Source organism: Rhizobium sp. Nf11,1 (assembly GCF_050587665.1).
Taxonomy (GTDB): Bacteria; Pseudomonadota; Alphaproteobacteria; order Rhizobiales; family Rhizobiaceae; genus Rhizobium.
Map to the genome: position 1 here is coordinate 165,928 of NZ_JBOBHU010000009.1, position 18,581 is coordinate 184,508.

At 62.6% G+C, this 18,581-nt stretch carries 18 protein-coding genes; 6 read left to right on the forward strand and 12 right to left on the reverse strand.

Features of this window, described 5'->3' with window-relative positions:
* The first annotated feature begins 13 nt into the window (after window positions 1-13).
* The 3 genes from ACQ7C1_RS15770 to ACQ7C1_RS15780 are packed head-to-tail and all read left to right on the forward strand — an operon-like array spanning window position 14 to window position 3,784.
* Entirely contained in the window at window positions 14-295 is a 282-nt protein-coding gene (locus tag ACQ7C1_RS15770; RefSeq protein ID WP_430958940.1) for a sarcosine oxidase subunit delta, read from the forward strand.
* Window positions 292-3,243 (forward strand): sarcosine oxidase subunit alpha family protein, encoded by a 2,952-nt coding sequence (locus ACQ7C1_RS15775; RefSeq protein ID WP_430958941.1) that lies wholly within the window; start codon window positions 292-294, stop codon window positions 3,241-3,243. The genes ACQ7C1_RS15770 and ACQ7C1_RS15775 overlap by 4 nt, the downstream gene beginning before the upstream one ends.
* Window positions 3,236-3,784: a sarcosine oxidase subunit gamma family protein gene (locus tag ACQ7C1_RS15780; RefSeq protein ID WP_430958942.1), complete on the forward strand. Its 549-nt coding sequence runs from the start codon at window positions 3,236-3,238 to the stop codon at window positions 3,782-3,784. Before ACQ7C1_RS15775 ends, ACQ7C1_RS15780 begins: the two co-directional genes overlap by 8 nt.
* Window positions 3,785-3,926: 142 nt before the next feature.
* Here ACQ7C1_RS15780 and ACQ7C1_RS15785 read toward each other — a convergent pair whose 3' ends face one another.
* From ACQ7C1_RS15785 to ACQ7C1_RS15800, 4 genes are all read right to left on the reverse strand, one after another.
* Window positions 3,927-4,343 carry a hypothetical protein gene (locus ACQ7C1_RS15785; RefSeq protein WP_430958943.1) on the reverse strand — a complete coding sequence of 139 codons (417 nt, stop codon included), beginning with the start codon at window positions 4,341-4,343 and terminating at the stop codon, window positions 3,927-3,929.
* 77 nt (window positions 4,344-4,420) lie between these two features.
* Window positions 4,421-4,840: a hypothetical protein gene (locus tag ACQ7C1_RS15790; protein ID WP_430958944.1), complete on the reverse strand. Its 420-nt coding sequence runs from the start codon at window positions 4,838-4,840 to the stop codon at window positions 4,421-4,423.
* Window positions 4,841-5,319: 479 nt separating this feature from the next.
* Window positions 5,320-6,597 (reverse strand): L-fuconate dehydratase, encoded by a 1,278-nt coding sequence (locus ACQ7C1_RS15795; protein WP_430958945.1) that lies wholly within the window; start codon window positions 6,595-6,597, stop codon window positions 5,320-5,322.
* An 80-nt stretch (window positions 6,598-6,677) separates the two neighbouring features.
* Entirely contained in the window at window positions 6,678-7,412 is a 735-nt protein-coding gene (locus ACQ7C1_RS15800; RefSeq protein WP_430958946.1) for an SDR family oxidoreductase, read from the reverse strand.
* A gap of 300 nt (window positions 7,413-7,712) precedes the next feature.
* On the opposite strand from ACQ7C1_RS15800, the gene ACQ7C1_RS15805 reads away from it, so the two are divergent.
* From ACQ7C1_RS15805 to ACQ7C1_RS15815, 3 genes are all read left to right on the forward strand, one after another.
* Entirely contained in the window at window positions 7,713-8,495 is a 783-nt protein-coding gene (locus ACQ7C1_RS15805) for an IclR family transcriptional regulator (RefSeq protein ID WP_430958947.1), read from the forward strand.
* Between the two features lie 284 nt (window positions 8,496-8,779).
* A complete protein-coding gene (locus ACQ7C1_RS15810) occupies window positions 8,780-9,616 on the forward strand; it encodes an amidohydrolase family protein (protein WP_430958948.1) in 837 nt (278 codons plus the stop codon).
* A 260-nt stretch (window positions 9,617-9,876) separates the two neighbouring features.
* Window positions 9,877-10,281: a helix-turn-helix domain-containing protein gene (locus ACQ7C1_RS15815; protein WP_085781220.1), complete on the forward strand. Its 405-nt coding sequence runs from the start codon at window positions 9,877-9,879 to the stop codon at window positions 10,279-10,281.
* Between the two features lie 41 nt (window positions 10,282-10,322).
* On the opposite strand, the gene ACQ7C1_RS15820 is transcribed toward ACQ7C1_RS15815, so the two are convergent.
* From ACQ7C1_RS15820 to nadA, 8 genes are all read right to left on the reverse strand, one after another.
* Window positions 10,323-10,589 carry a hypothetical protein gene (locus tag ACQ7C1_RS15820; RefSeq protein WP_003594963.1) on the reverse strand — a complete coding sequence of 89 codons (267 nt, stop codon included), beginning with the start codon at window positions 10,587-10,589 and terminating at the stop codon, window positions 10,323-10,325.
* Between the two features lie 65 nt (window positions 10,590-10,654).
* The gene (locus ACQ7C1_RS15825; protein WP_183702086.1) at window positions 10,655-11,398 is read right to left on the reverse strand and encodes a TfuA-like protein; all 744 of its coding nucleotides are present in this window, start codon (window positions 11,396-11,398) and stop codon (window positions 10,655-10,657) included.
* Entirely contained in the window at window positions 11,395-12,657 is a 1,263-nt protein-coding gene (locus ACQ7C1_RS15830; protein ID WP_430958949.1) for a YcaO-like family protein, read from the reverse strand. Before ACQ7C1_RS15830 ends, ACQ7C1_RS15825 begins: the two co-directional genes overlap by 4 nt.
* Before the next feature lie 15 nt (window positions 12,658-12,672).
* Window positions 12,673-12,816: a hypothetical protein gene (locus tag ACQ7C1_RS15835; protein ID WP_176536271.1), complete on the reverse strand. Its 144-nt coding sequence runs from the start codon at window positions 12,814-12,816 to the stop codon at window positions 12,673-12,675.
* 103 nt (window positions 12,817-12,919) lie between these two features.
* Window positions 12,920-14,875, reverse strand: a complete 1,956-nt coding sequence (locus tag ACQ7C1_RS15840; protein WP_430958950.1) for a BTAD domain-containing putative transcriptional regulator — start codon at window positions 14,873-14,875, stop codon at window positions 12,920-12,922.
* 270 nt (window positions 14,876-15,145) lie between these two features.
* Window positions 15,146-16,012: a carboxylating nicotinate-nucleotide diphosphorylase gene (gene nadC, locus ACQ7C1_RS15845; RefSeq protein ID WP_430958951.1), complete on the reverse strand. Its 867-nt coding sequence runs from the start codon at window positions 16,010-16,012 to the stop codon at window positions 15,146-15,148.
* Between the two features lies 1 nt (window position 16,013).
* A complete protein-coding gene (locus ACQ7C1_RS15850; protein WP_430958952.1) occupies window positions 16,014-17,558 on the reverse strand; it encodes an L-aspartate oxidase in 1,545 nt (514 codons plus the stop codon).
* Window positions 17,555-18,526 carry a quinolinate synthase NadA gene (gene nadA / locus ACQ7C1_RS15855; RefSeq protein WP_430958953.1) on the reverse strand — a complete coding sequence of 324 codons (972 nt, stop codon included), beginning with the start codon at window positions 18,524-18,526 and terminating at the stop codon, window positions 17,555-17,557. Before nadA ends, ACQ7C1_RS15850 begins: the two co-directional genes overlap by 4 nt.
* Window positions 18,527-18,581 lie beyond the last annotated feature (55 nt).

An 18,581-nucleotide genomic window follows, 5' to 3' on the forward strand; every position in this document is an offset into this window, starting at 1 on the left:
GGACATTTAGACAATGGCAAGCCTGATTTCATGTCCCCATTGCGGCGTCCGCCCCAAGGAGGAATTCTCGATCCGCGGCGATGCGAACCTTGTCCGGCCGGCGCCGGATGCCGGGGCGGATGCCTGGTACGACTATGTCTATCTCCGTGACAATCCGCGCGGCCGCCACAGCGAATATTGGCACCATTCCTCCGGATGCCGCCGCTGGTTGATCGTCGATCGCGATACCGTCACCCATAAGGTCCATGGCGTCAGGGATGCTGCCCTTGCCAAGCTCGGCGGAGACCCGGCATGACGAGCTTCCGTCTTTCCTCCGGCGGCCGCATCGACCGCTCCACCTCGCTCGGCTTCAGCTTCGACGGCAGGGCGCTCGCGGGCCATCCGGGCGACACGCTCGCCTCAGCGCTGCTTGCCAACGGTATCCAGCTCGTCGGCCGCAGTTTCAAATATCACCGCCCGCGCGGCATCCTGACGGCAGGAGCCGCCGAACCGAACGCGCTGGTGACGACAGGCAGCGGCGGACGCACCGAGCCGAACACGCGCGCAACGATGATCGAGCTTTACCAGGGGCTGACGGCCAAGAGCCAGAACCGCTGGCCCTCCCTCGGCTTCGATGTCGGCGCGGTCAACGGGCTGCTGTCGCCTTTCCTCAGCGCCGGCTTTTACTACAAGACCTTCATGTGGCCGGCGGCCCTCTGGGAAAAGCTCTACGAGCCGGTGATCCGCAAGGCGGCGGGCCTCGGCAGAGCCTCCTATGAAGCCGATCCCGATTCCTACGAGAAATGCTGGGCGCATTGCGACCTGCTGGTGATCGGCGCAGGCCCCGCCGGTCTGGCCGCGGCACTCACCGCCGGCCGCGCCGGCGCACGCGTCATCCTCGCCGACGAAGGCCCCGAACTCGGCGGCAGCCTGCTTTCCCCCGGCACTGTCGACGGCAGGCCGGCAAACGCTGTTGTCGGCGAGCTGCTGGCCGAGCTGGAGGGCCTGGAGAATGTACGCCGCCTGCCGCGCATGACGGTGTTCGGCTGGTACGACGACAATGTTTTCGGCGCCGTCGAACGGGTGCGGAAGCACGTGGCCTTGCCCGATCCGGATCGTCCGGTCGAACGCTTGTGGCGCATCGTCGCCCGCCAGGCGATCCTGGCGACCGGCGCCGAAGAGCGGCCGCTCGTCTTCGGCGGCAACGATATTCCGGGCGTGATGATGGCAGGCGCCATGCGCAGCTATCTCAACCGGCAGGCGGTGGCGCCCGGCCAAAACACGGTGATCTTTACCACCAACGATACCGGCTATGACACCGCCGCCGACCTTGAAGCCGCCGGCCTCGCCGTTGCGGCAATCGTCGACAGCCGCGCGGATGGCGGCAAGGGGTGGCAGGGTCGCGCCGAGCTGATGAAGGGCGCTCGTATCATCGATGCGCATGGCGGCAAGCGCCTGCGCGGCGTCAGCGTCGAGACCGCAGGCGGCATTCGCCGCATCGACGCGGACGCGCTCGCCATGTCGGGCGGCTGGAGCCCGATCATCCATCTTGCCTGCCATCGCGGCGGCAAGCCGCAGTGGTCGGATGAGGCTTCGGCATTTCTGGCGTCGGCTGCACAGGATGGTCTTGCTGTTGCCGGCGCGGCTGCCGGCCTTGCGCAGACCGCAGCCTGCCTCGGCGATGGCGCCGCCAAGGCATCAGCCGCATTGCAGGCAATCGGCCTCGCCGCCGAACCGGCCTTTGCCTCCTTCGCCGAGACGGCTCAACACGCAAGGCCGCTCTGGTCGGTCAAAGGCTCGAAGGGCAAGGCGTTCGTTGATTATCAGAACGACGTGCATCTTAAGGATTTGGGTCTTGCCGTCCGCGAGGGCTACGGCCATGTCGAACTCGCCAAGCGCTACACCACATCAGGCATGGCGACCGACCAGGGCAAGCTTTCCAATATCAACGCCATCGGCATCCTTGCCGAGGCGCGCGGCGTCTCGCCGGCGCAAGTGGGAACGACGACCTTCCGGCCCTTCTATACCCCGGTGTCCTTCGGCGCTTTGACCGGGGCATCGCGCGGCAAGGATTTCCAGCCGACGCGCAAATCGCCGCTGCACGGCTGGGCGAAAAAGAACGGCGCGGTCTTCGTCGAAACCGGCCTCTGGTATCGTTCCTCCTGGTTCCCGCGTCCAGGCGAAACGACGTGGCGCGAAAGCGTCGACCGCGAAGTGCTGAACATCCGCAAAAATGCCGGCCTTTGCGATGTCTCGACGCTCGGCAAGATCGAAATTTTCGGCAAGGACGCCGCGACCTTCCTCGATCGCATCTATTGCAACGGCTTCGCCAAGCTTGCCGTGGGCAAGGCGCGTTACGGCATCATGCTGCGCGAGGACGGCTTCATCTATGATGACGGCACCACCAGCCGTTTCAGCGATGACCATTTCTTCATGACGACGACGACGGCACTTGCCGCCGGCGTGCTGACCCATCTCGAATTCTGTGCCCAGACGCTCTGGCCCGAGCTCGACGTCTGCTTCGCCTCCTCGACCGATCAATGGGCGCAGATGGCCGTGGCCGGGCCGAAGTCGCGCGCCATCCTCTCTGAGATCGTCGACGAGGATCTGTCGGATGCCGCCTTCCCCTTCATGAGTGCCCGCAAGGTCTCGCTCTTCGGCGGCCGGCTCGAAGGCCGGCTCTTCCGGATTTCCTTCTCCGGCGAACTCGCCTACGAGCTGGCGGTGCCGGCCGGCTACGGCGAAGGCGTTGCCGACGCGATTATGGCATCAGGTGAGAAACACGGCATTTGCGCTTACGGCGTCGAAGCGCTCGGCGTCATGCGCATCGAAAAGGGCCACGTCACCCATGCCGAGATCAATGGCACGGTCACACCGGGCGATCTCGGCTTCGGCCGCATGGTCTCATCGACCAAGCCGGATTTCATCGGCAAGGCGATGCTCGCCCGCGACGGCCTGCAGGATCCCGAGCGCCCGCGCCTCGTCGGGGTCAAGCCGCTCAATCGGGCAAGCGGCTTCCGCACCGGCTCGCATATCCTTGCCGAGGGCGCTGCGGCGACGCTCGAAAACGATCAGGGCTATGTCACGTCGAGCGCGTTTTCGCCGAGCCTCGGCCATACGATCGGCCTGGCGCTCGTCCGGCGCGGGCCCGAGCGCATCGGCGAGAAGGTGACGGTCTGGAACGGCCTGCGCAATGAATTCACCGAGGCGGTGCTCTGCCATCCCGTCTTCATCGATCCCGAAAACGAGAAGCTCCATGCCTGATCTTCCGCAACACAGACCGGTTCTTGCCGGGGCTAGATATACCGGTATCTCAGAGGCAGACATCCGGCTGGAAGCCCAGCCGGAAGGCCACCTGCTGCATGTGCTTGGCGCAATCGAGCCGGCCACGCTTGCCGCGGAATTGGCGAAAGCGGGCCTTGCCACAAGTTCGATCCGCCAGGCGGGCTTCCGGCAATGGTTCGTTGCCGGCGACGAGCCGCTTGCCCCCGCCGGTCTTGCGGCTCTTACGGCGGCGCTCGCCGGAAAAGCCTTCGTCACAGACCAGAGCCACGGCCGCATCCGCATCGGCATTTCCGGCCGCTCCTCAAGGCTGCTTCTTTCCAAAGGCACGGCGGTCGATCTCGACGCCGGCATATTTGCGGAAGGCAGCTCTGCGATGACGATGGTCGGTCACATTTCCGTGCAGATCGCCCGCACCGGCGATGACAGCTTCGAGCTCACGGTCCTGCGCAGCTTCGCCGAAAGCCTCTGGGACGAGCTTAAGCATATGGCGGCGAGCGCCGAAAAGGATAGCGGCGCGTAACACCACCATCGACCGCGCGCTGTTCCCTCGCGCGGGTCACTGCGACGCTTGCTCGAAATGCCCGTTTTCTCTCGCCGCCGATCCAGAAGGCGCCGTCTGCAGTTGCGCGCCCCTGTGATCGATCGGCTAGTCGAAAATCCTGTCAATCAACGACAGTTATGCGTGCTGTGATCTCCCAAACGCCGGCCTCCGACTCGCTTGAGTCTCGCAACCTTACTTTATCGGATCCAGTGAAGCCGGCGCCGGGCGTATAGTAAACCACAGCTCCGTCTACCTTGCGGCCATTGCATTTGAAGCGAGGATTGCTTCGTTCGAAATTCGGAAACACCTTTTCATGGACGATTTGAATCTTTCCATGTTTGCCGCCGTCCAGAATCTTTAGGCGCGGCAGGGCAGCAGACGTGCAGTCAGGATGCACGAATGACGACTGGTAAATGACGGTTCGACTGCCTGAGATGACCGTAGCGGAGGTACTCTCCTTCGTGATCTCCTGAGCTTGAGCGTGCCCTCCCTCAAGGAGAAGGAGCGCCGAATAAAAAAGTGCGTATCGCATGTTCATGGGAGGTTCCCAGCCTGGAGGTTGGATTCTGGGGCGGCGGCGTTAAAGCTCGCGATGCCGGTCGCCATCACAGCATGCTATTCGACAACGGTAATGTTCAGGACCCCTTCATCGACAACGCCGTTTTTATAGGAGGTGCGAACAACCACTCTGTCCTTGCCGACAAAGCCCTTGTCAGAGGTGTAGTACCCGACCGTGGCGGGCACCTTTGTGCCATTGCACTTCTTATATTCACCCTTGCCATTGGGGAACGCGAGTTCGCGCAGACTCTCTACCTTGCCGTGCTTCGGTGCCTCGCGGATGCGAACCTCCGGCACTGCTTTCATGCTGCAGTCAGGATTGATGAGGAAGGCGACACCCAACCTAGTGCGCTCGCCACTCGCCACGCTGACGTCCTTTTCATAGCGCGTCAAACCATCGGCAGTTACTGTCGTGCAACCAGCCAATACTGTGTTGAAGGACATCGCTACGATCGATAGAAGGAATGCTTTCCTCATTGGAACCTCTGTTGTCATTGTTGATTTGGCCGGCACGCGTCGCTGCTCGACGACTGGCCCGGTCTGATGATGGTGTTTGGATGGTGAAGGGAAAGCATCTGGATAAATAAACAGTATGCGGCAAATGGAAAAAATCTGGAAACGAGAGCTAGGTTGCAATTAAAGATATCTTAAATCCAAGTTTGATTTCTTAGACAATTATCGCCTCTGAACAAGGGGGTGGCACAAAAATACCGCAATCGTCCAGACAATCCTTGTGCCGTCGGATTGTGTAGGAATGCGTTCGACGCTGGAGATCGAAAATCTGGCAAAGATCGCAGAAAGCTCTCGGCCGCGAAGTATTGAAACTCGGCCGATACGATGATGGAACGGGCCGATTGGCCCTTTATCAAGCCAAGAAGGCGGAGCGAAGCCGCTTTGCCTGCGTCGCTTGAAAAGGGACCGGAGTCGGATGTCCATTAAAGCCTGGGATCAAGTGTCTAGCCGCGAAACGTATAGTTGCTGATCGACGCCGGTTTCATCTCGATGGAAAAGCCCGGCAGGGTCGGCGGCATATAGGCGGCGTTCTCGATCCGGCAGGGATCGAGGAAATGTTCGTGCAGGTGATCGACATATTCGATGACGCGGCCTTCCTTGGTGCTCGAAACCGCGACGTAGTCGATCATCGACAGATGCTGCACATATTCGCAAAGGCCGACGCCGCCGGCATGCGGCCAGACCGGCAGGCCGAATTTGGCGGCGACCAGCAGGACGGAAAGGACCTCGTTCAGCCCGCCCATGCGGCAGGAATCGATCTGGACGATGTCGATCGCGCCTTCGGCAATGAACTGTTTGAACATGATGCGGTTCTGGCACATCTCGCCGGTTGCGACCTTCACCGGGCCGATTGCCTGGCGGATCTTGCGGTGGCCGGCGACATCGTCGGGGCTTGTGGGCTCCTCGATGAAGAAGGGCTTGGCGAAGGCAAGCGCCTTGACCCAGTCGATCGCCTGACCAACGTCCCAGACCTGATTGGCGTCGATCATCAGGTAGCGATCGGGACCGATCACCTCGCGGGCGATCCGCAGACGCCGGATATCGTCTTGCAGGTCGCGGCCGACCTTCATCTTGATATGGTTGAAGCCGGCGTCGATCGCTTCCTGGCAGAGCCGGCGCAATTTCTCGTCTTCATAACCCAGCCAGCCGGCCGACGTCGTGTAGCAGGCGTAGCCTTCCTTTTCGAGGATGGCGATCCGTTCCGCCTTGCCCGCTTCTGCCTTCTTGAGGATAGCGACCGCTTCATCGCGCGTCAGCACGTCGGTGAGATAGCGGTAGTCGACGATATCGGCGATCTCTTCCGGCGACATGTCGGCGACGAGCCGCCAGACCGGCTTGCCGGCCTGTTTGGCGAGCAGATCCCAGACGGCGTTGACGACCGCACCGGTCGCCAGGTGAATGGCGCCCTTTTCGGGGCCTATCCAGCGCAACTGGCTGTCGCTGGTCAGATGCCGCCAGAATTTGCCGGGATGGGCAAGCACCTCGCCGAGATCGGCGCCGACGACGAGGTGGCGCATCGCTTCGATCGCCATGCAGCAAATGTCGTTGCCACGGCCGATGGTGAAGGTCAGGCCATGGCCGGCAAGGCCCGGGACATCCGTGTCGAGAATGACATAGGCGGCCGAATAGTCGGGATCGGGGTTCATTGCATCGGATCCGTCAAGGCTTTGCGAGGTGGGAAAGCGGAGATCGAAGACGCGAAGGTCGGTGATGCGGGTCATGTTGTTCCTCCCGATTTAAGGGGCCAATTGCGATAGCCGGGGTCGGCCGGCACTCTGCCGGCCGCCTCACGAAGCCGACGTCAGATCGTCCAACCGCCGTCGATGGCGATCGCCTGGCCAGATGTGTAGGTGGCGCCGGCGAGATAGACGGCGAGATCGGCGATCTCTTCCGGCGAACCGAGCCGGCCCATCGGCTGGCGGGCGATGAAGGCGGCGCGGGCCGCATCGTAATCGCCCTGTGCGCGCATGCGGTCCTGCAAGGACGGACTTTCCACCGTGCCGGGGCAGATGGCATTGCAGCGGATGCCTTGAGCAACATAATCGGCGGCGACCGATTTGGTAAGGCCGATGACCGCCGCCTTGGTGACGCCATAGGCGAAGCGATTTTGCACGCCCTTGATGCTGGAAGCGACGGAGGCCATGTTGATGATCGACCCGTCCTTGCGTTCGAGCATGCCGGGCAGCACCGCCCGGATGGTGCGGATCATCGCCTTGACGTTGAGGTCGAAAGCGAATTCGAGATCGGAATCCGGCATGTCCAGGATCGAGCCGGCATGGACGAAGCCGGCGCAGTTGAACAGAACGTCCACAGTGCCGATTTCGGCGACGAGCGCCGTGACCGCATCCCCGTCGAGCACGTTGAGCTTATGGGTGAAGACGCCGGTTTCCGCGGCAAGGGTTGCCAGCGCGTCGGTGTTGATGTCGGTTGCATGGACCTTGGCGCCGGCCGCGGCAAAGGCTGCCGCCGTCGCCCGGCCGATGCCCTGGCCGGCGGCGGTAATGAGAACGGTCTTGCCGGAAAGTCTGTTTGTCATGTCACGGGCCTCTTCTGGATTGTCTACATGAGACGATGCATGCGGTTATCTTGCCGAAGGCCGCGCGGTGATGGAATAGGACGTCCATCAGGGCCTGCCATTTTCTCTCTTTGCGCCTTTCGGCCGGCGTAGGGCAAGGCGCGAAGCCCCGCCTCTCGTCGTTTCTGCTGATTGGCTGTCTTCAATTATGATTTGTCTGTTTATAGACAAACAGACGATTGGCCAAGGGTCAAGCGCGAAGTTTTCCTTTTCCGGCCATGGTTCTGCGTATATGCAGAATAATATTTACAGGAGGAAGGAATGGAGACCGACGAGTCAGACCGCTATCGCGCTCCTGCTTTAGACAAGGGCCTCGATATCCTGGAGCTGCTCGCCGGCGTCGACAGCGGCCTCACCCAGGCGGAGATTGCCAAGCGGCTCGACCGCAGTCCCAATGAATTCTATCGTATGCTCGACCGGCTGGTGCGTCGCGGTTACGTCACCCGGCTGGATGGCGATCGCTACTCGCTGACGCTGAAGCTCTTTGGCCTTGCGCAATTGCATGCGCCTGTGCGCCGGCTTGCCTCCTATGCCACGCCGCTGATGCGCGACCTCGCCCAGCGCACCCGTCAGGCCAATCATCTCGCCGTCTTTGACCGTGGCGCCGCCGTTGTCATCGCCCAGCAGGAAGCGCCGGACTATTGGGGCTTCTCGATCCGCATCGGCGCCCATATCAGCCTGTTCGACACCGGCTCGGGGCATGTGCTGCTCGCCTTCCGCAGCGACGAGGAGCGGGAGATGATGATATCGGAACATGCGCGCAACCGCGCCGAGATCGACCTTGGCGCCGAATTTTACGATCGCCTCGACCAGATCCGCGAGCGAGGCTACGAGATGATGGCGAGCGCCCAGACATCAGGCGTCTACAATCTGTCGGCGCCCGTTCTTGGGCCGGACCGGCGTTGTATCGCCGCCCTGACCTGCCCCTTTATCGCCCTTGTCAATGCGCCGTCCGCCCCCGACATCACCCAAACGATCACGCTGGTGCAGAAGACCGCCGCTCAGCTTTCGCTGCTGGCCGGGGCGGATGTCAGCCCGATCTGACCATCGCGCCGCTGCCCCTTATCCGGCTGCGCCACCGACCGGGGTCGAGCCACGGGTCTCGACCCGTCCTTCGGACCCCCGCAGGCGGGCGAAGAGGATATGCCGCGGCCTCTCCGTCCCTCTCTCCCCTCGCCCCGTTTTACGGGGAGAGGGTTAGGATGAGGGGCAGGCTTTACGGCATGCCAGGGTGAGGCAGCCATGCCCGGGCAGCAGAAATTTCTATTTGAATAATCCATTCACGAGAAATAGGTTGCGGCAAAGACCATTCCTGGGAGGAGGAAAACGTGCTCATCGACACCCATTTGCATATCATCGACCGGTCGGCGCTTTCCTATCCCTGGCTCTTCGGCGTGCCGGCTCTCGACCATGACTTTCTCTATGAGACCTATGCGGCCGAGGCGCGGCGCTGCGGCATTATGACGGCGCTGCATATGGAGGTCGATGTCGATCCGGCCGTCATGCAGGCCGAGACCGACCACATTGCATCGATCGCCAAAAGGCAAGGCAGCCTGATTGCCGGGGCGATTGTCTCCTGCCGTCCCGAGGAGGAAGGCTTTGCCGCCTATCTCGAGCTGCAAAAGGCCGATCCCTTCGTCAAGGGCTTCCGCCGCGTGCTGCATGTCGTGCCCGACACCGTCTCGGAAGGCGTCCTGTTTCGAGACAACATCCGGCGCATCGGTGGCAGCGGCCTGACCTTCGACCTCTGCACATTGCCGCATCAGGCCGGTCGCGTCACCGCTCTCGTCGATCTCGCGCCCGACGTGCAGTTCGTCCTCGATCATTGCGGCGTGCCGGATATCCGCTCCGATGCCTTCGAGCCATGGAAGGCCGGCATATCGGAAATCGCCCGCCGGCCGAACGTGATCTGCAAGATATCAGGCGTCGTCGCCTATGCGGATGCGCAGACATGGACAGCACAGACGCTGACGCCCTATATCGAACATGTGATCGCAAGTTTCGGCTGGGATCGTGTCGTCTGGGGCAGCGACTGGCCGGTCTGCACGCTCGGCGGCGGCCTTTCCACCTGGGTTGCAGCGACCCATGCCGTGCTCGCCGGCAGCAGCGAGGCGGAGCGTTCCAAGCTGCTCTTCGCCAATGCCCAGCGCCTCTGGTCATTGTAACTTTTATTTACGCCGTGCTGATCCTTCGGCTGAAAGGTCCGCAGCAAACTACCATGCTCGGCACCCTGAAATCGGATGATGTAACCCCCCAAAAGTGCTACTTTGGCATGTTTTTTGCTGCTGCTAATATGGAGCGATGCGATGTTTCGGTTTGGGACGACTTTCAGCCAGACAATTGCTAGCTTTGTGTGTCTCAGTTAAAAGTGTCAGACACGGATATGGCGAATAACCTCATGTCCGTGTCCTCAGGAGGGAAACAAATGAAAGAAGAACCGCACGCAGTGGATGTTCATGTCGGAAAGACGATCCGCATACAGCGTCTGCTGCGCAAAGTTTCGCAGACGGAATTGGGCGATCGTGTCGGCGTAACGTTTCAGCAGATCCAGAAATACGAAAAAGGCTCCAACCGCGTTTCCGCCAGCATGCTGGTTGAAATCGCCGGCGCGCTGAACGTCGACGTCAGGACGTTCTTCGACGACCTCTCAACGCCCGAGACGGCTAACGACAACCCCGCTCCCAGCGAAGAATTCGTCATTTCGCGCGAGGGTGTGCTTCTGAATGCGGCGTTCTTCTCGATCAAAAACGAAGCTCTTCGCAAGAAGATCCTGAAGCTTGTTCAGGCAATCGCCCACACCGAACAGGTCGAGGGTGAAGCGGCCGAATAGGCCGGATCTCCTTCACGCGATTCCAACGGACGGCATGAAGGTCAATGGCGATCAATCAGGATTAGATTCTCGCTAGCGTCCTTCATTGCGATCTTGGCCTTGCTGCCGAGCAGTTTCTCGAGGTTAACGTCAAGTTCCCTGTCCGGATCTATGCCGTCCCAATCGATTACGACCTGCAGCAGTGCCATGTTCGTCAGGTGCATCAGATTACGCAGCTGAAGCTTTTCAGCCTCCTCCTTGGCTGCCGACAGCAGCCGGAAGATCCTTGCGTATTCGCTGCCTGTACCTTCGTTACGTTGTTCAAACATTGTTCCCGCCCCTTTGGCCGTGAAGCCTCAGATTCCATCACCCCTGCATCATCTAGCCGAGACCGTTATTCAAGCGTTACAGGAGTCACGTTGCGGGTGACTTCGGCGTGCAAAAGCTCCCAATGCGAGGTTGCGGCAAAGCGCCAGTCACGGTTGACAGGTGTGAATTGCTCGCGGTGCAGCCACTCCAGCACTAGCCGCGCGTCGTCATGTTTGCGTTCGACCCTATTCTTGCGGAGAGCGGCGAGGAGGAGGTCACGACGCGGCTTGCGGAAATGGCACTCGTCGACCACGCGCGCATAGGTGCGCTCGGAGAAATGCAGGAAGCGGCCGGCGAGCAGTAGTTTCTTGCGCTCGGCCGTGGAGATCTCGCCGCGGGCATGAAGCGCATCAACCGTGGGCTCGAAATCGACCCAGGGTACGGAAAGCGGCAGCCAGCCAAGCGCCTGCGGCGCATGCACGAGTGCGACGGCCTCATCGTCGAGCAGCCGCCCGGACTCGTAATCCTCGAAGATCGAGCCGAGCCCGACCATGCCGAACGGAGCGCATTCTGCAGCCCGCAATGCGCCCATGCTGGCGCCGCCGGCTACGGCGACATCATGTTCGAGCGCGTAGAGAATTTCCTTGTGCCAGACCGATGGCAGCTCGCCGAAATAGCCGTCGACAAGGCCGATCGCGGTGGCGCCGTCTTCTACTGCCTTCAGGATGTCGCCGCGGGCGGCAGGCGGGCGGAAATCAATGCAGGGAGACATGTTTCTCGCTGCGGCAAGACCGCCACCAAGGCTCGGACCGACGAACAGAACCTTCATGATTGGGCTCCTCTCATGGTGTTGACGGCGCGCAGGCCGAGCTGGACGTACTGGCCTGATATATCGACCTCCAGGCCCGGCACGATCACCCTGACGACCGAGACCGGCAAAGCCGGATGGGCAAAGGGCACGGCGACGATCTGTTCGATCCCGCTCGCCACCAGCCGGTCGGCTATGTGGCGGATGGTCTCCTGGATCGTCGACGCACGGCGATGGCGGTTCTGAAAGGCGCGCATCCGGCCGTCGCTCTCGCAGAGTTCGACCAGCTGCTGCATCGCCGCACTCCGATCGAGCCGCTGGTAGATGCGCGGCGAGAAATCGTCGCGACTGCCGGCGATCGCCGTCAGCCGGCTCTGGGCCGCTTCGGTGATGGCGCGCAGTGCGGCGCGCACAGGATCGGGATGGCAGCCGCAGCCGCCGCAGACATGCGACCAGCGCGCATCGGCGCGGTCGGAAAGATTGCCCGGCATAATGACGGCCAGAAAAGCCGGAACGCCGATATCCGTGGTCATGTCGAGCAGCAGCAGCCGCATGCCGGCGCGTGTGACCCGGTCGGTCATGACGTCGATGACAGCATCGCCGAAGGAGGCGGGGTCGATGCGGCTCTCCTTCAGGCGCTGCGGTGATTTCAACTGGGTCAGAGCCCAGGCGTCGCGCTCGACCAGCTCGCAAAGTCCGTGCAGGACCGCTTCGGACGGCGCATTGCCGGAGGCAAGCCCATCGCTCGATTGCTCGAAGCCCGGCGGCCGCTCGCCGCGATGGTCGAGGCCGACAAGCCACCAGGGGACGAAGACGCTGCTGCCGGACAGAATGTCGAGGCCGGAGCACCAGGGGATGGGGTCACCGCCGATTTCATCGGGCGCGCATCGTGCGACATTGTCGAGATCGATCATGGCGGCGCCTTCCGCCCGCATGCTCTCCACCGTCGCCTGCGTCAGGTCGGCGGGCGGAATTTCCGCGATCCGCGTCTCGATCGCCTCCATGGCGGCCGAGGCCATGGCGGCATCATTGTCGATGCCTTTGCCCTGGAAGACCGAAAGCGTGTGGCTGTTCGGCCTCGTCGCGAAGGCGACGGGGATGCTCAGCACGTCGAGAGCGGTCAGCAGGCCGACGCGCGTGATGCCGAATTCGCGCAGATGCGGCCTAATGGCCGCGAGTGTCTGCGCCGGCGTGATTGCACGGTCGTGATAGTCGCTGACGCCGGCCGATGATCGTCTGAGATCATCGGCTAGCGATTCAAGATCGGCGAAGGCGGACATACCGATCTCGCCTCTTTAGCGGAACTTCAGCGCATGGGTCAGATTTTCGAGAGCATTTGCCGTGACATTGAGTTCGTCCTGCTTCATCGCAGCCTTGGCTGCGGCCGAGAAGCGCGGCTGGGAAGGCATTGCTGCATGGGTTTCAACAGTGGTTTTCATTGTCCATCTCCAATGGGATAGGCAGCCGGCTGCCGTTAACCATTGCAGAGGAACATTGTCTGCGTCATTTAACCGTTACAGGCTTCGTTAAAAGGCCATGCAATCAGGGAAGTCCGGCCAGTTGGAGGCCATGAATCAGCGTTTCCGTATAGCGGGGATCGCGGTCGGGAACGAAATGGCGGATGTCCTCGCTGCGGAAATCCGGGAAATTTTCCAGGACGACGTTAGCGTATTTGCCGGCCTTTTTCATATCGCCCGCCATGGCGTGGGCGGCTGCCAGCAGTCGCGCGGTCGCCTGTTTCGACTGCACCGGCTCAAGCGCCTCGATCGCCTGATTATATTCGCCTCGGTCGAAGTGGATGCCGCCACGATTCCAGTAGTAATAATCCGGCGGCAGCGGATTGAGCTTGAATGCCGCATTGTTCAGATCCAGCGCCTTGTCAAAGTCGCCGTAGTGGCAAAGCGCGTCGGCGTAATCGGCGAGGATGTCGGCGTCGTTGGGATTGAGATCCTGGGCCTGCTGGAAATAGTCCAGGCTTTCGTCGAAACGGCGGCGGTACAGCGCCACGAAGCCGAGCTCGCGATAGGCCCGGCCGCTGTTCGGGTCGGACTGTTGCGCCAGCCGGGCGGCGCCATTCGCCTCGTCGAGCAGTTCGGTGTCCTGCATGCCGCGGATCAGCCATTCCATGCCGAGCGCACGCGACACGCCGGCATGGGCAGCCGAGAAATTCTCATAACGATTGAGCGAGGATCTGAACCATTTGCGCGCCTGGCGCAGATGCTGCAGATCGGTCTGGGCGATCAGCCGCTTGCCTTCGAGATAGAGACGGTAAGCGGATGGCGGCGCCTCGCCGATCGGCATCGCCAGCTCGTGGCGTTCGACGGTGTCGGCGAGCGAGGAGACGATGCGCCGCGTCAGATGCGCGAAGGATTCGCTGATCTTCTGCATGACCAGCGGCAGTTCCAGAGCCCAGATCACCTCCGATGTCGTCGTCCGCGTCAGACGGCAGGTCGCATAGACATCCTCCTCGCGGCCCTGGATGGTGACGTAAACCGCGTAATCGAAGCTGAGGTCGAGCGCACGGGGCACAGCTCGGGCCGGATCGACCGAACGGCTGAGGATTTCGAGGCTCGTATGGGCTGCGATCACCTTGAAGCCGCGCTGCTGGCTGAGGCCGATGGTGACGTCTTCAAGCAGCGCCCTGCCGACGCGCTCCATCAGCGGATCGGTGAAAATGCTTTCCGGCGGCAGGATGATGATCCGCGGCTGGCCGAGCAGATCGGCGAAGGCGCCGGGCGCTGGCGATGGACGTTCGGCGGCCGCGGGCTGAGCTGCCGGGATCAGGCCGAGTTCGCGGGCAAGCGCGGTGGTGCTTTCCTCCGGTTCGGTTTCGAACTCGTCCTTCAGCTGGCTCTTGCACTTCAGATAGGACTGCCGGGCCGCGGCCGGGTCGTTCATCCTGACATAAATGCGCATCAGGGCCCGATAGGCCGTCTCGCTGGCGGGGTCGAGCTCCAGCAGGCGACGGGCAAAGGCCACCTGCTCTTCGTCCGATCTGTCGTCAGCAGTTTCGACCAGCCGCGTCAGATGGGCGGCGCGCAGTTCATCGATACGCTGGCGTTCGAAGGTCAGCCAGTCCTCGGCGCCCTGCGTCGGCGACTTGGCGCCTTCTAGCAATTCGCCATTCAGAATGTCGCCGTCTTCGGCTGCGAGCGGCGCTTTCTGTTTGAGTATATGGATATCGACTTCCCAGCCTTCGGCAAGGCCGATATGGGTTCGGGTCGCTTTCAGCAGCGGCGGAAGGCCGGCGGGAATGCTTTGCTCGATGCGCGCCAGCAACTGGCGCAAACTGCCTGCGCGTTTTTCCGGCGCTTCCGATTGCCAGAGCTGCCGCCTGACGGTTTCCCGGTCGAGTTCGAGATCGGCTTCGGCGGCGAGCATGGCGAAAAGAAAATAAGACTTCTCCGGCAAAGGGAGTTCCCTCCCCGCTGCCAGCAATCGCGGTCTTCCGAGCAGGCAGAGCCTGTTCGCCGACATCTGTCCGGATGTCCGTTGCATCCCGCTTCTCACCCCTGAAGACCAGGCGCGCATGCACACCGGCCGCGCAGGAACATGTTAGAGCGTTAATTGGCCCGCGCATAGCGCAAAAAGAGGTTTTTACACCGAATATTTGCATTTTCTCACATTAGCCGGCCGGGAATGCTTGCCAACACTTTGCCCCCGGACCTGATTTGGCGCAGTTATTTCCGCTGCGGCCTCCATAGCCGCAACCAATAGCAAGCGAGCCTAAGCGATCACAGTATTCGGCGCGATCTATTTGGTGCTGGTTTACGCCGCGCTGGCGGCCTCGACGAAATCGAGGCCGATATCCAGCACGGGCGCGCTGTGCGTTAGCCAACCGACCGAAATGAGGTCGACTCCGGAAGCGGCGATTGCCGCGGCCGTTGCTGGCGTCACCCGGCCCGAAGCCTCGGTGATCGCCCGCCCGGCGACGATGGCGACGGCCTCGCGCAGCTGATCCGGCTTCATATTGTCGAGCAGAACGGCATCGACACCGACCGCCATCGCTTCCTGCAGCTGATCGAGCCTGTCCACCTCGACCTCGATCTTTACCAGATGGCCGATGCCAGCCCGCGCCCGGCGGATCGCCTCGGCCACGCCGCCTGATATGGCCACGTGATTATCCTTGATCAGCACCGCGTCATAAAGCGCGAAACGGTGGTTCATGCCGCCGCCGGCCCGCACTGCATATTTCTCCAGCGCCCGCAGCCCGGGCGTCGTCTTGCGCGTGCAGGCGACTGAGGCCCTGGTGCCGCTGATAGCGGCGGCAATCCCGGCCGTGACGGTGGCGATGCCCGAGAGATGGCTGAGGAAATTCAGCGCGGTGCGCTCACCGGTCAAGAGTCCGCGCGAAGGGCCCTCGATGGTGGCGATGACGTCACCTGATTTGACCGCATCGCCGTCCTCGATGTGGCGGCGCATGACAATTTCGGGATCGACGAGCGTGAAGGCGAGGCCGGCCGCATCAAGGCCGGCGATCACGCCGGGCTGGCGGGCGGCCATCACCACCGTGGAGCGGTGATCCGAGGGAACGACCGACGCCGAGGTGATGTCGCCGGCAAGGCCGAGATCTTCGAGCAGGGCTGCCCGCACCAAGGGTTCAATAATCAGGCGCGGAAGGGGGGCTAGGCTCATGTCAGGCGCTCCTGGCAAGCGAATAGGGTGGTGTGGCGCGGGCAATCTCCAGCGCTTGGGAAAGGCGCATCCGGCGGCGCTGCGCATCGGCGAGCTTCAGGGGAAAATCGGTGCGGGCGTGGGCGCCGCGCGATTCCATCCGCAGGCTGGCAAAGACGGCGACCAGCAATGCGACGATGGCCGGATCGGAGGCAGGACAGTCGGCCTCGACAAGTGGCAGTAATGCGGCGATTGCACCGTGAAGGGCATCGGCATTGCGCAGCACGCCGAGATGACGCGAGACAGTCATGCGGATGGAGGATGCGTCGGCCGGCGCCGGTAGCTGTTCTGCGAGGATGGCGCCGGTGCGGTCTGCTGGCATGGCCGATATGTCGCGCGCCGCCCGCATGCCCATGACAGCTGCCTCGAGCAGCGAATTGCTGGCAAGTCGGTTCGCGCCGTGCAGACCGGTCGACGCAGCCTCGCCGGCGACCCAGAGTCCGGGAACCGAGCTGCGGCCATTGTCATCCGTCGCGACGCCGCCCATGTGGTAGTGAACGGCTGGGCGCACCGGCACGAGGTCTTTGACCGGATCAATGCCGGCCTCGCCGCAAAGAGATGATATGACGGGGAAGCGTGCGGCAAAGCGGCTGCCGAGCGCCTTGCGGGCGTCCAGGAAGACGCGGCCGCCGCGGGCGATCTCGGCACTGATGGCGCGCGCCACCACGTCGCGCGGCGCGAGTTCGGCGCCCGATATGCGGGCCATGAACCGTTCGCCGCGTTCGTTGACGAGCAAGGCCCCCTCGCCGCGCACCGCCTCGCTGACAAGCGCCAGGGGCCTGCGACGTGAATCGAGCGCCGTCGGATGGAACTGCACGAATTCCATATCCGCAAGCTCGGAACCCGCCCTTGCCGCGAGCGCAATCCCCTGACCGACATTGCCCATCGGATTGGTGGTCGCATCATAAAGCCCGCCGATCCCGCCGGTGGCGAGCACGAGCCTCGCAGTCGGAAGGACGGCGGCCCCGCCGCTTGCGGTCGCGCAAAGCAGGCCGGCGACGCGCTCGCCGTCCATCAGAATACGCCGCGCCTCGAAGCCTTCGAGCACGGTGATGGCGGGCGTCCGCGCCACCGCCCGCACCAACGCTGCGATGATCGCCGCACCCGAGCCGTCGCCTTCGGCATGGACGATGCGGCGGCGACTATGGGCGGCCTCCAACCCGAGCGAGAGTTGTCCGGCGTCATCGCGGTCGAAGCGAACGCCGGCGCGCTCCAGTGCGGCAATGGCTGCCGGCGCGTCGGCGGTGATGCCCGCGGCAATGCTCCGGTCGCAGAGCCCGTCGCCGGCCGCAAGCGTATCGACCAGATGCAGCGCGGCGCTGTCGTCGGCGCCGATGCCGGCGGCAATGCCGCCCTGCGCCCAGGCGCTCGAGGTCTCAGCACCGAGCGCGGCGCGTGTGACGATGACGGAAGGTTCCGGCGCCAGCGTAAGCGCCGTCATCAGCCCGGCGAGGCCGCTGCCGACGATGACGGTGCGGCCGCTCAACTGTTCGAGGATCTCGGTCATATCGCCAGCATTCTCTCGACGGCGCGGCGGGCGGCCATGGCGATGGCCGGATCGACCGTCACTTCATGGCGATTTTCCTCAAGTGCGGCGCGGATATTGGCAAGCGTGATCCGCTTCATGTGGGGGCAGAGATTGCAGGGGCGGATGAACTCGACGTCAGGATGGTGCACGGCGACGTTGTCGCTCATCGAGCATTCCGTCAGCAGTACCACTCGTGCCGGCTTCTGCCTGCCGACATAATCGGACATGACAGCGGTGGAGCCGGCGAAATCGGCCTCTGCCACCACGTCGGGCGGGCATTCCGGGTGGGCGAGCACCGTCACGCCGGGATGGTTTTCACGCAGCTGGCGGACATCGTCAGCGGTAAAGAGTTCGTGCACTTCGCAGTGTCCATGCCAGGCGACGATCTCGACATCGGTCTCGCGGGCGACGTTGCGGGCGAGATATTCGTCGGGGATCATCAGCACCTTCGGCACGCCGAGCGACTCCACCACCTGTTTGGCATTGCCCGAGGTGCAGCAGATGTCGGAGGCCGCCTTCACCGCGGCCGAGGTATTGACATAGGTGATGACGGGGACGCCGGGATGGGCTTGGCGCAGCAGCGCGATATCCTCAGGCGTGATCGAATCCGCCAGCGAGCAGCCGGCGCCGAGATCGGGGATCAGCACGGTTTTCTCAGGATTGAGAAGCTTGGCGGTCTCGGCCATGAAATGCACGCCGGCCAGCACGATGACATCGGCATCGACCTCGACAGCCTTGCGGGCTAGCGCCAAGCTGTCGCCGACGATATCGGCCACGCCGTGAAAAATCTCAGGCGTCTGATAATTGTGGGCGAGAATGACGGCGTGGCGGCGGCGCTTGAGCTCGAGAATGGCGTTGATGTCATCCTCGAACGACATCCATTCGGCTTTGGGAATGACGCGGCTGACGCGGTTGTAGAGCGAGGATGCGGAAACTGCGTGATTCATGACCGGCTCCCAATTATGCTCGATATGAGCATATCATAGGCAAAGACATATCCTC

What these genes read in the sequence shown, in the direction of transcription:
- ACQ7C1_RS15770 (WP_430958940.1), top strand. Translation starts at nt 14, where the DNA reads ATGGCAAGCCTGATTTCATGTCCCCATTGCGGCGTCCGCCCCAAGGAG.
- ACQ7C1_RS15775 (WP_430958941.1), top strand. Translation starts at nt 292, where the DNA reads ATGACGAGCTTCCGTCTTTCCTCCGGCGGCCGCATCGACCGCTCCACC.
- ACQ7C1_RS15780 (WP_430958942.1), top strand. Translation starts at nt 3,236, where the DNA reads ATGCCTGATCTTCCGCAACACAGACCGGTTCTTGCCGGGGCTAGATAT.
- ACQ7C1_RS15785 (WP_430958943.1), bottom strand. Translation starts at nt 4,343, where the DNA reads ATGAACATGCGATACGCACTTTTTTATTCGGCGCTCCTTCTCCTTGAG.
- ACQ7C1_RS15790 (WP_430958944.1), bottom strand. Translation starts at nt 4,840, where the DNA reads ATGAGGAAAGCATTCCTTCTATCGATCGTAGCGATGTCCTTCAACACA.
- ACQ7C1_RS15795 (WP_430958945.1), bottom strand. Translation starts at nt 6,597, where the DNA reads ATGACCCGCATCACCGACCTTCGCGTCTTCGATCTCCGCTTTCCCACC.
- ACQ7C1_RS15800 (WP_430958946.1), bottom strand. Translation starts at nt 7,412, where the DNA reads ATGACAAACAGACTTTCCGGCAAGACCGTTCTCATTACCGCCGCCGGC.
- ACQ7C1_RS15805 (WP_430958947.1), top strand. Translation starts at nt 7,713, where the DNA reads ATGGAGACCGACGAGTCAGACCGCTATCGCGCTCCTGCTTTAGACAAG.
- ACQ7C1_RS15815 (WP_085781220.1), top strand. Translation starts at nt 9,877, where the DNA reads ATGAAAGAAGAACCGCACGCAGTGGATGTTCATGTCGGAAAGACGATC.
- ACQ7C1_RS15820 (WP_003594963.1), bottom strand. Translation starts at nt 10,589, where the DNA reads ATGTTTGAACAACGTAACGAAGGTACAGGCAGCGAATACGCAAGGATC.
- ACQ7C1_RS15825 (WP_183702086.1), bottom strand. Translation starts at nt 11,398, where the DNA reads ATGAAGGTTCTGTTCGTCGGTCCGAGCCTTGGTGGCGGTCTTGCCGCA.
- ACQ7C1_RS15830 (WP_430958949.1), bottom strand. Translation starts at nt 12,657, where the DNA reads ATGTCCGCCTTCGCCGATCTTGAATCGCTAGCCGATGATCTCAGACGA.
- ACQ7C1_RS15835 (WP_176536271.1), bottom strand. Translation starts at nt 12,816, where the DNA reads ATGAAAACCACTGTTGAAACCCATGCAGCAATGCCTTCCCAGCCGCGC.
- ACQ7C1_RS15840 (WP_430958950.1), bottom strand. Translation starts at nt 14,875, where the DNA reads ATGCAACGGACATCCGGACAGATGTCGGCGAACAGGCTCTGCCTGCTC.
- nadC (WP_430958951.1), bottom strand. Translation starts at nt 16,012, where the DNA reads ATGAGCCTAGCCCCCCTTCCGCGCCTGATTATTGAACCCTTGGTGCGG.
- ACQ7C1_RS15850 (WP_430958952.1), bottom strand. Translation starts at nt 17,558, where the DNA reads ATGACCGAGATCCTCGAACAGTTGAGCGGCCGCACCGTCATCGTCGGC.
- nadA (WP_430958953.1), bottom strand. Translation starts at nt 18,526, where the DNA reads ATGAATCACGCAGTTTCCGCATCCTCGCTCTACAACCGCGTCAGCCGC.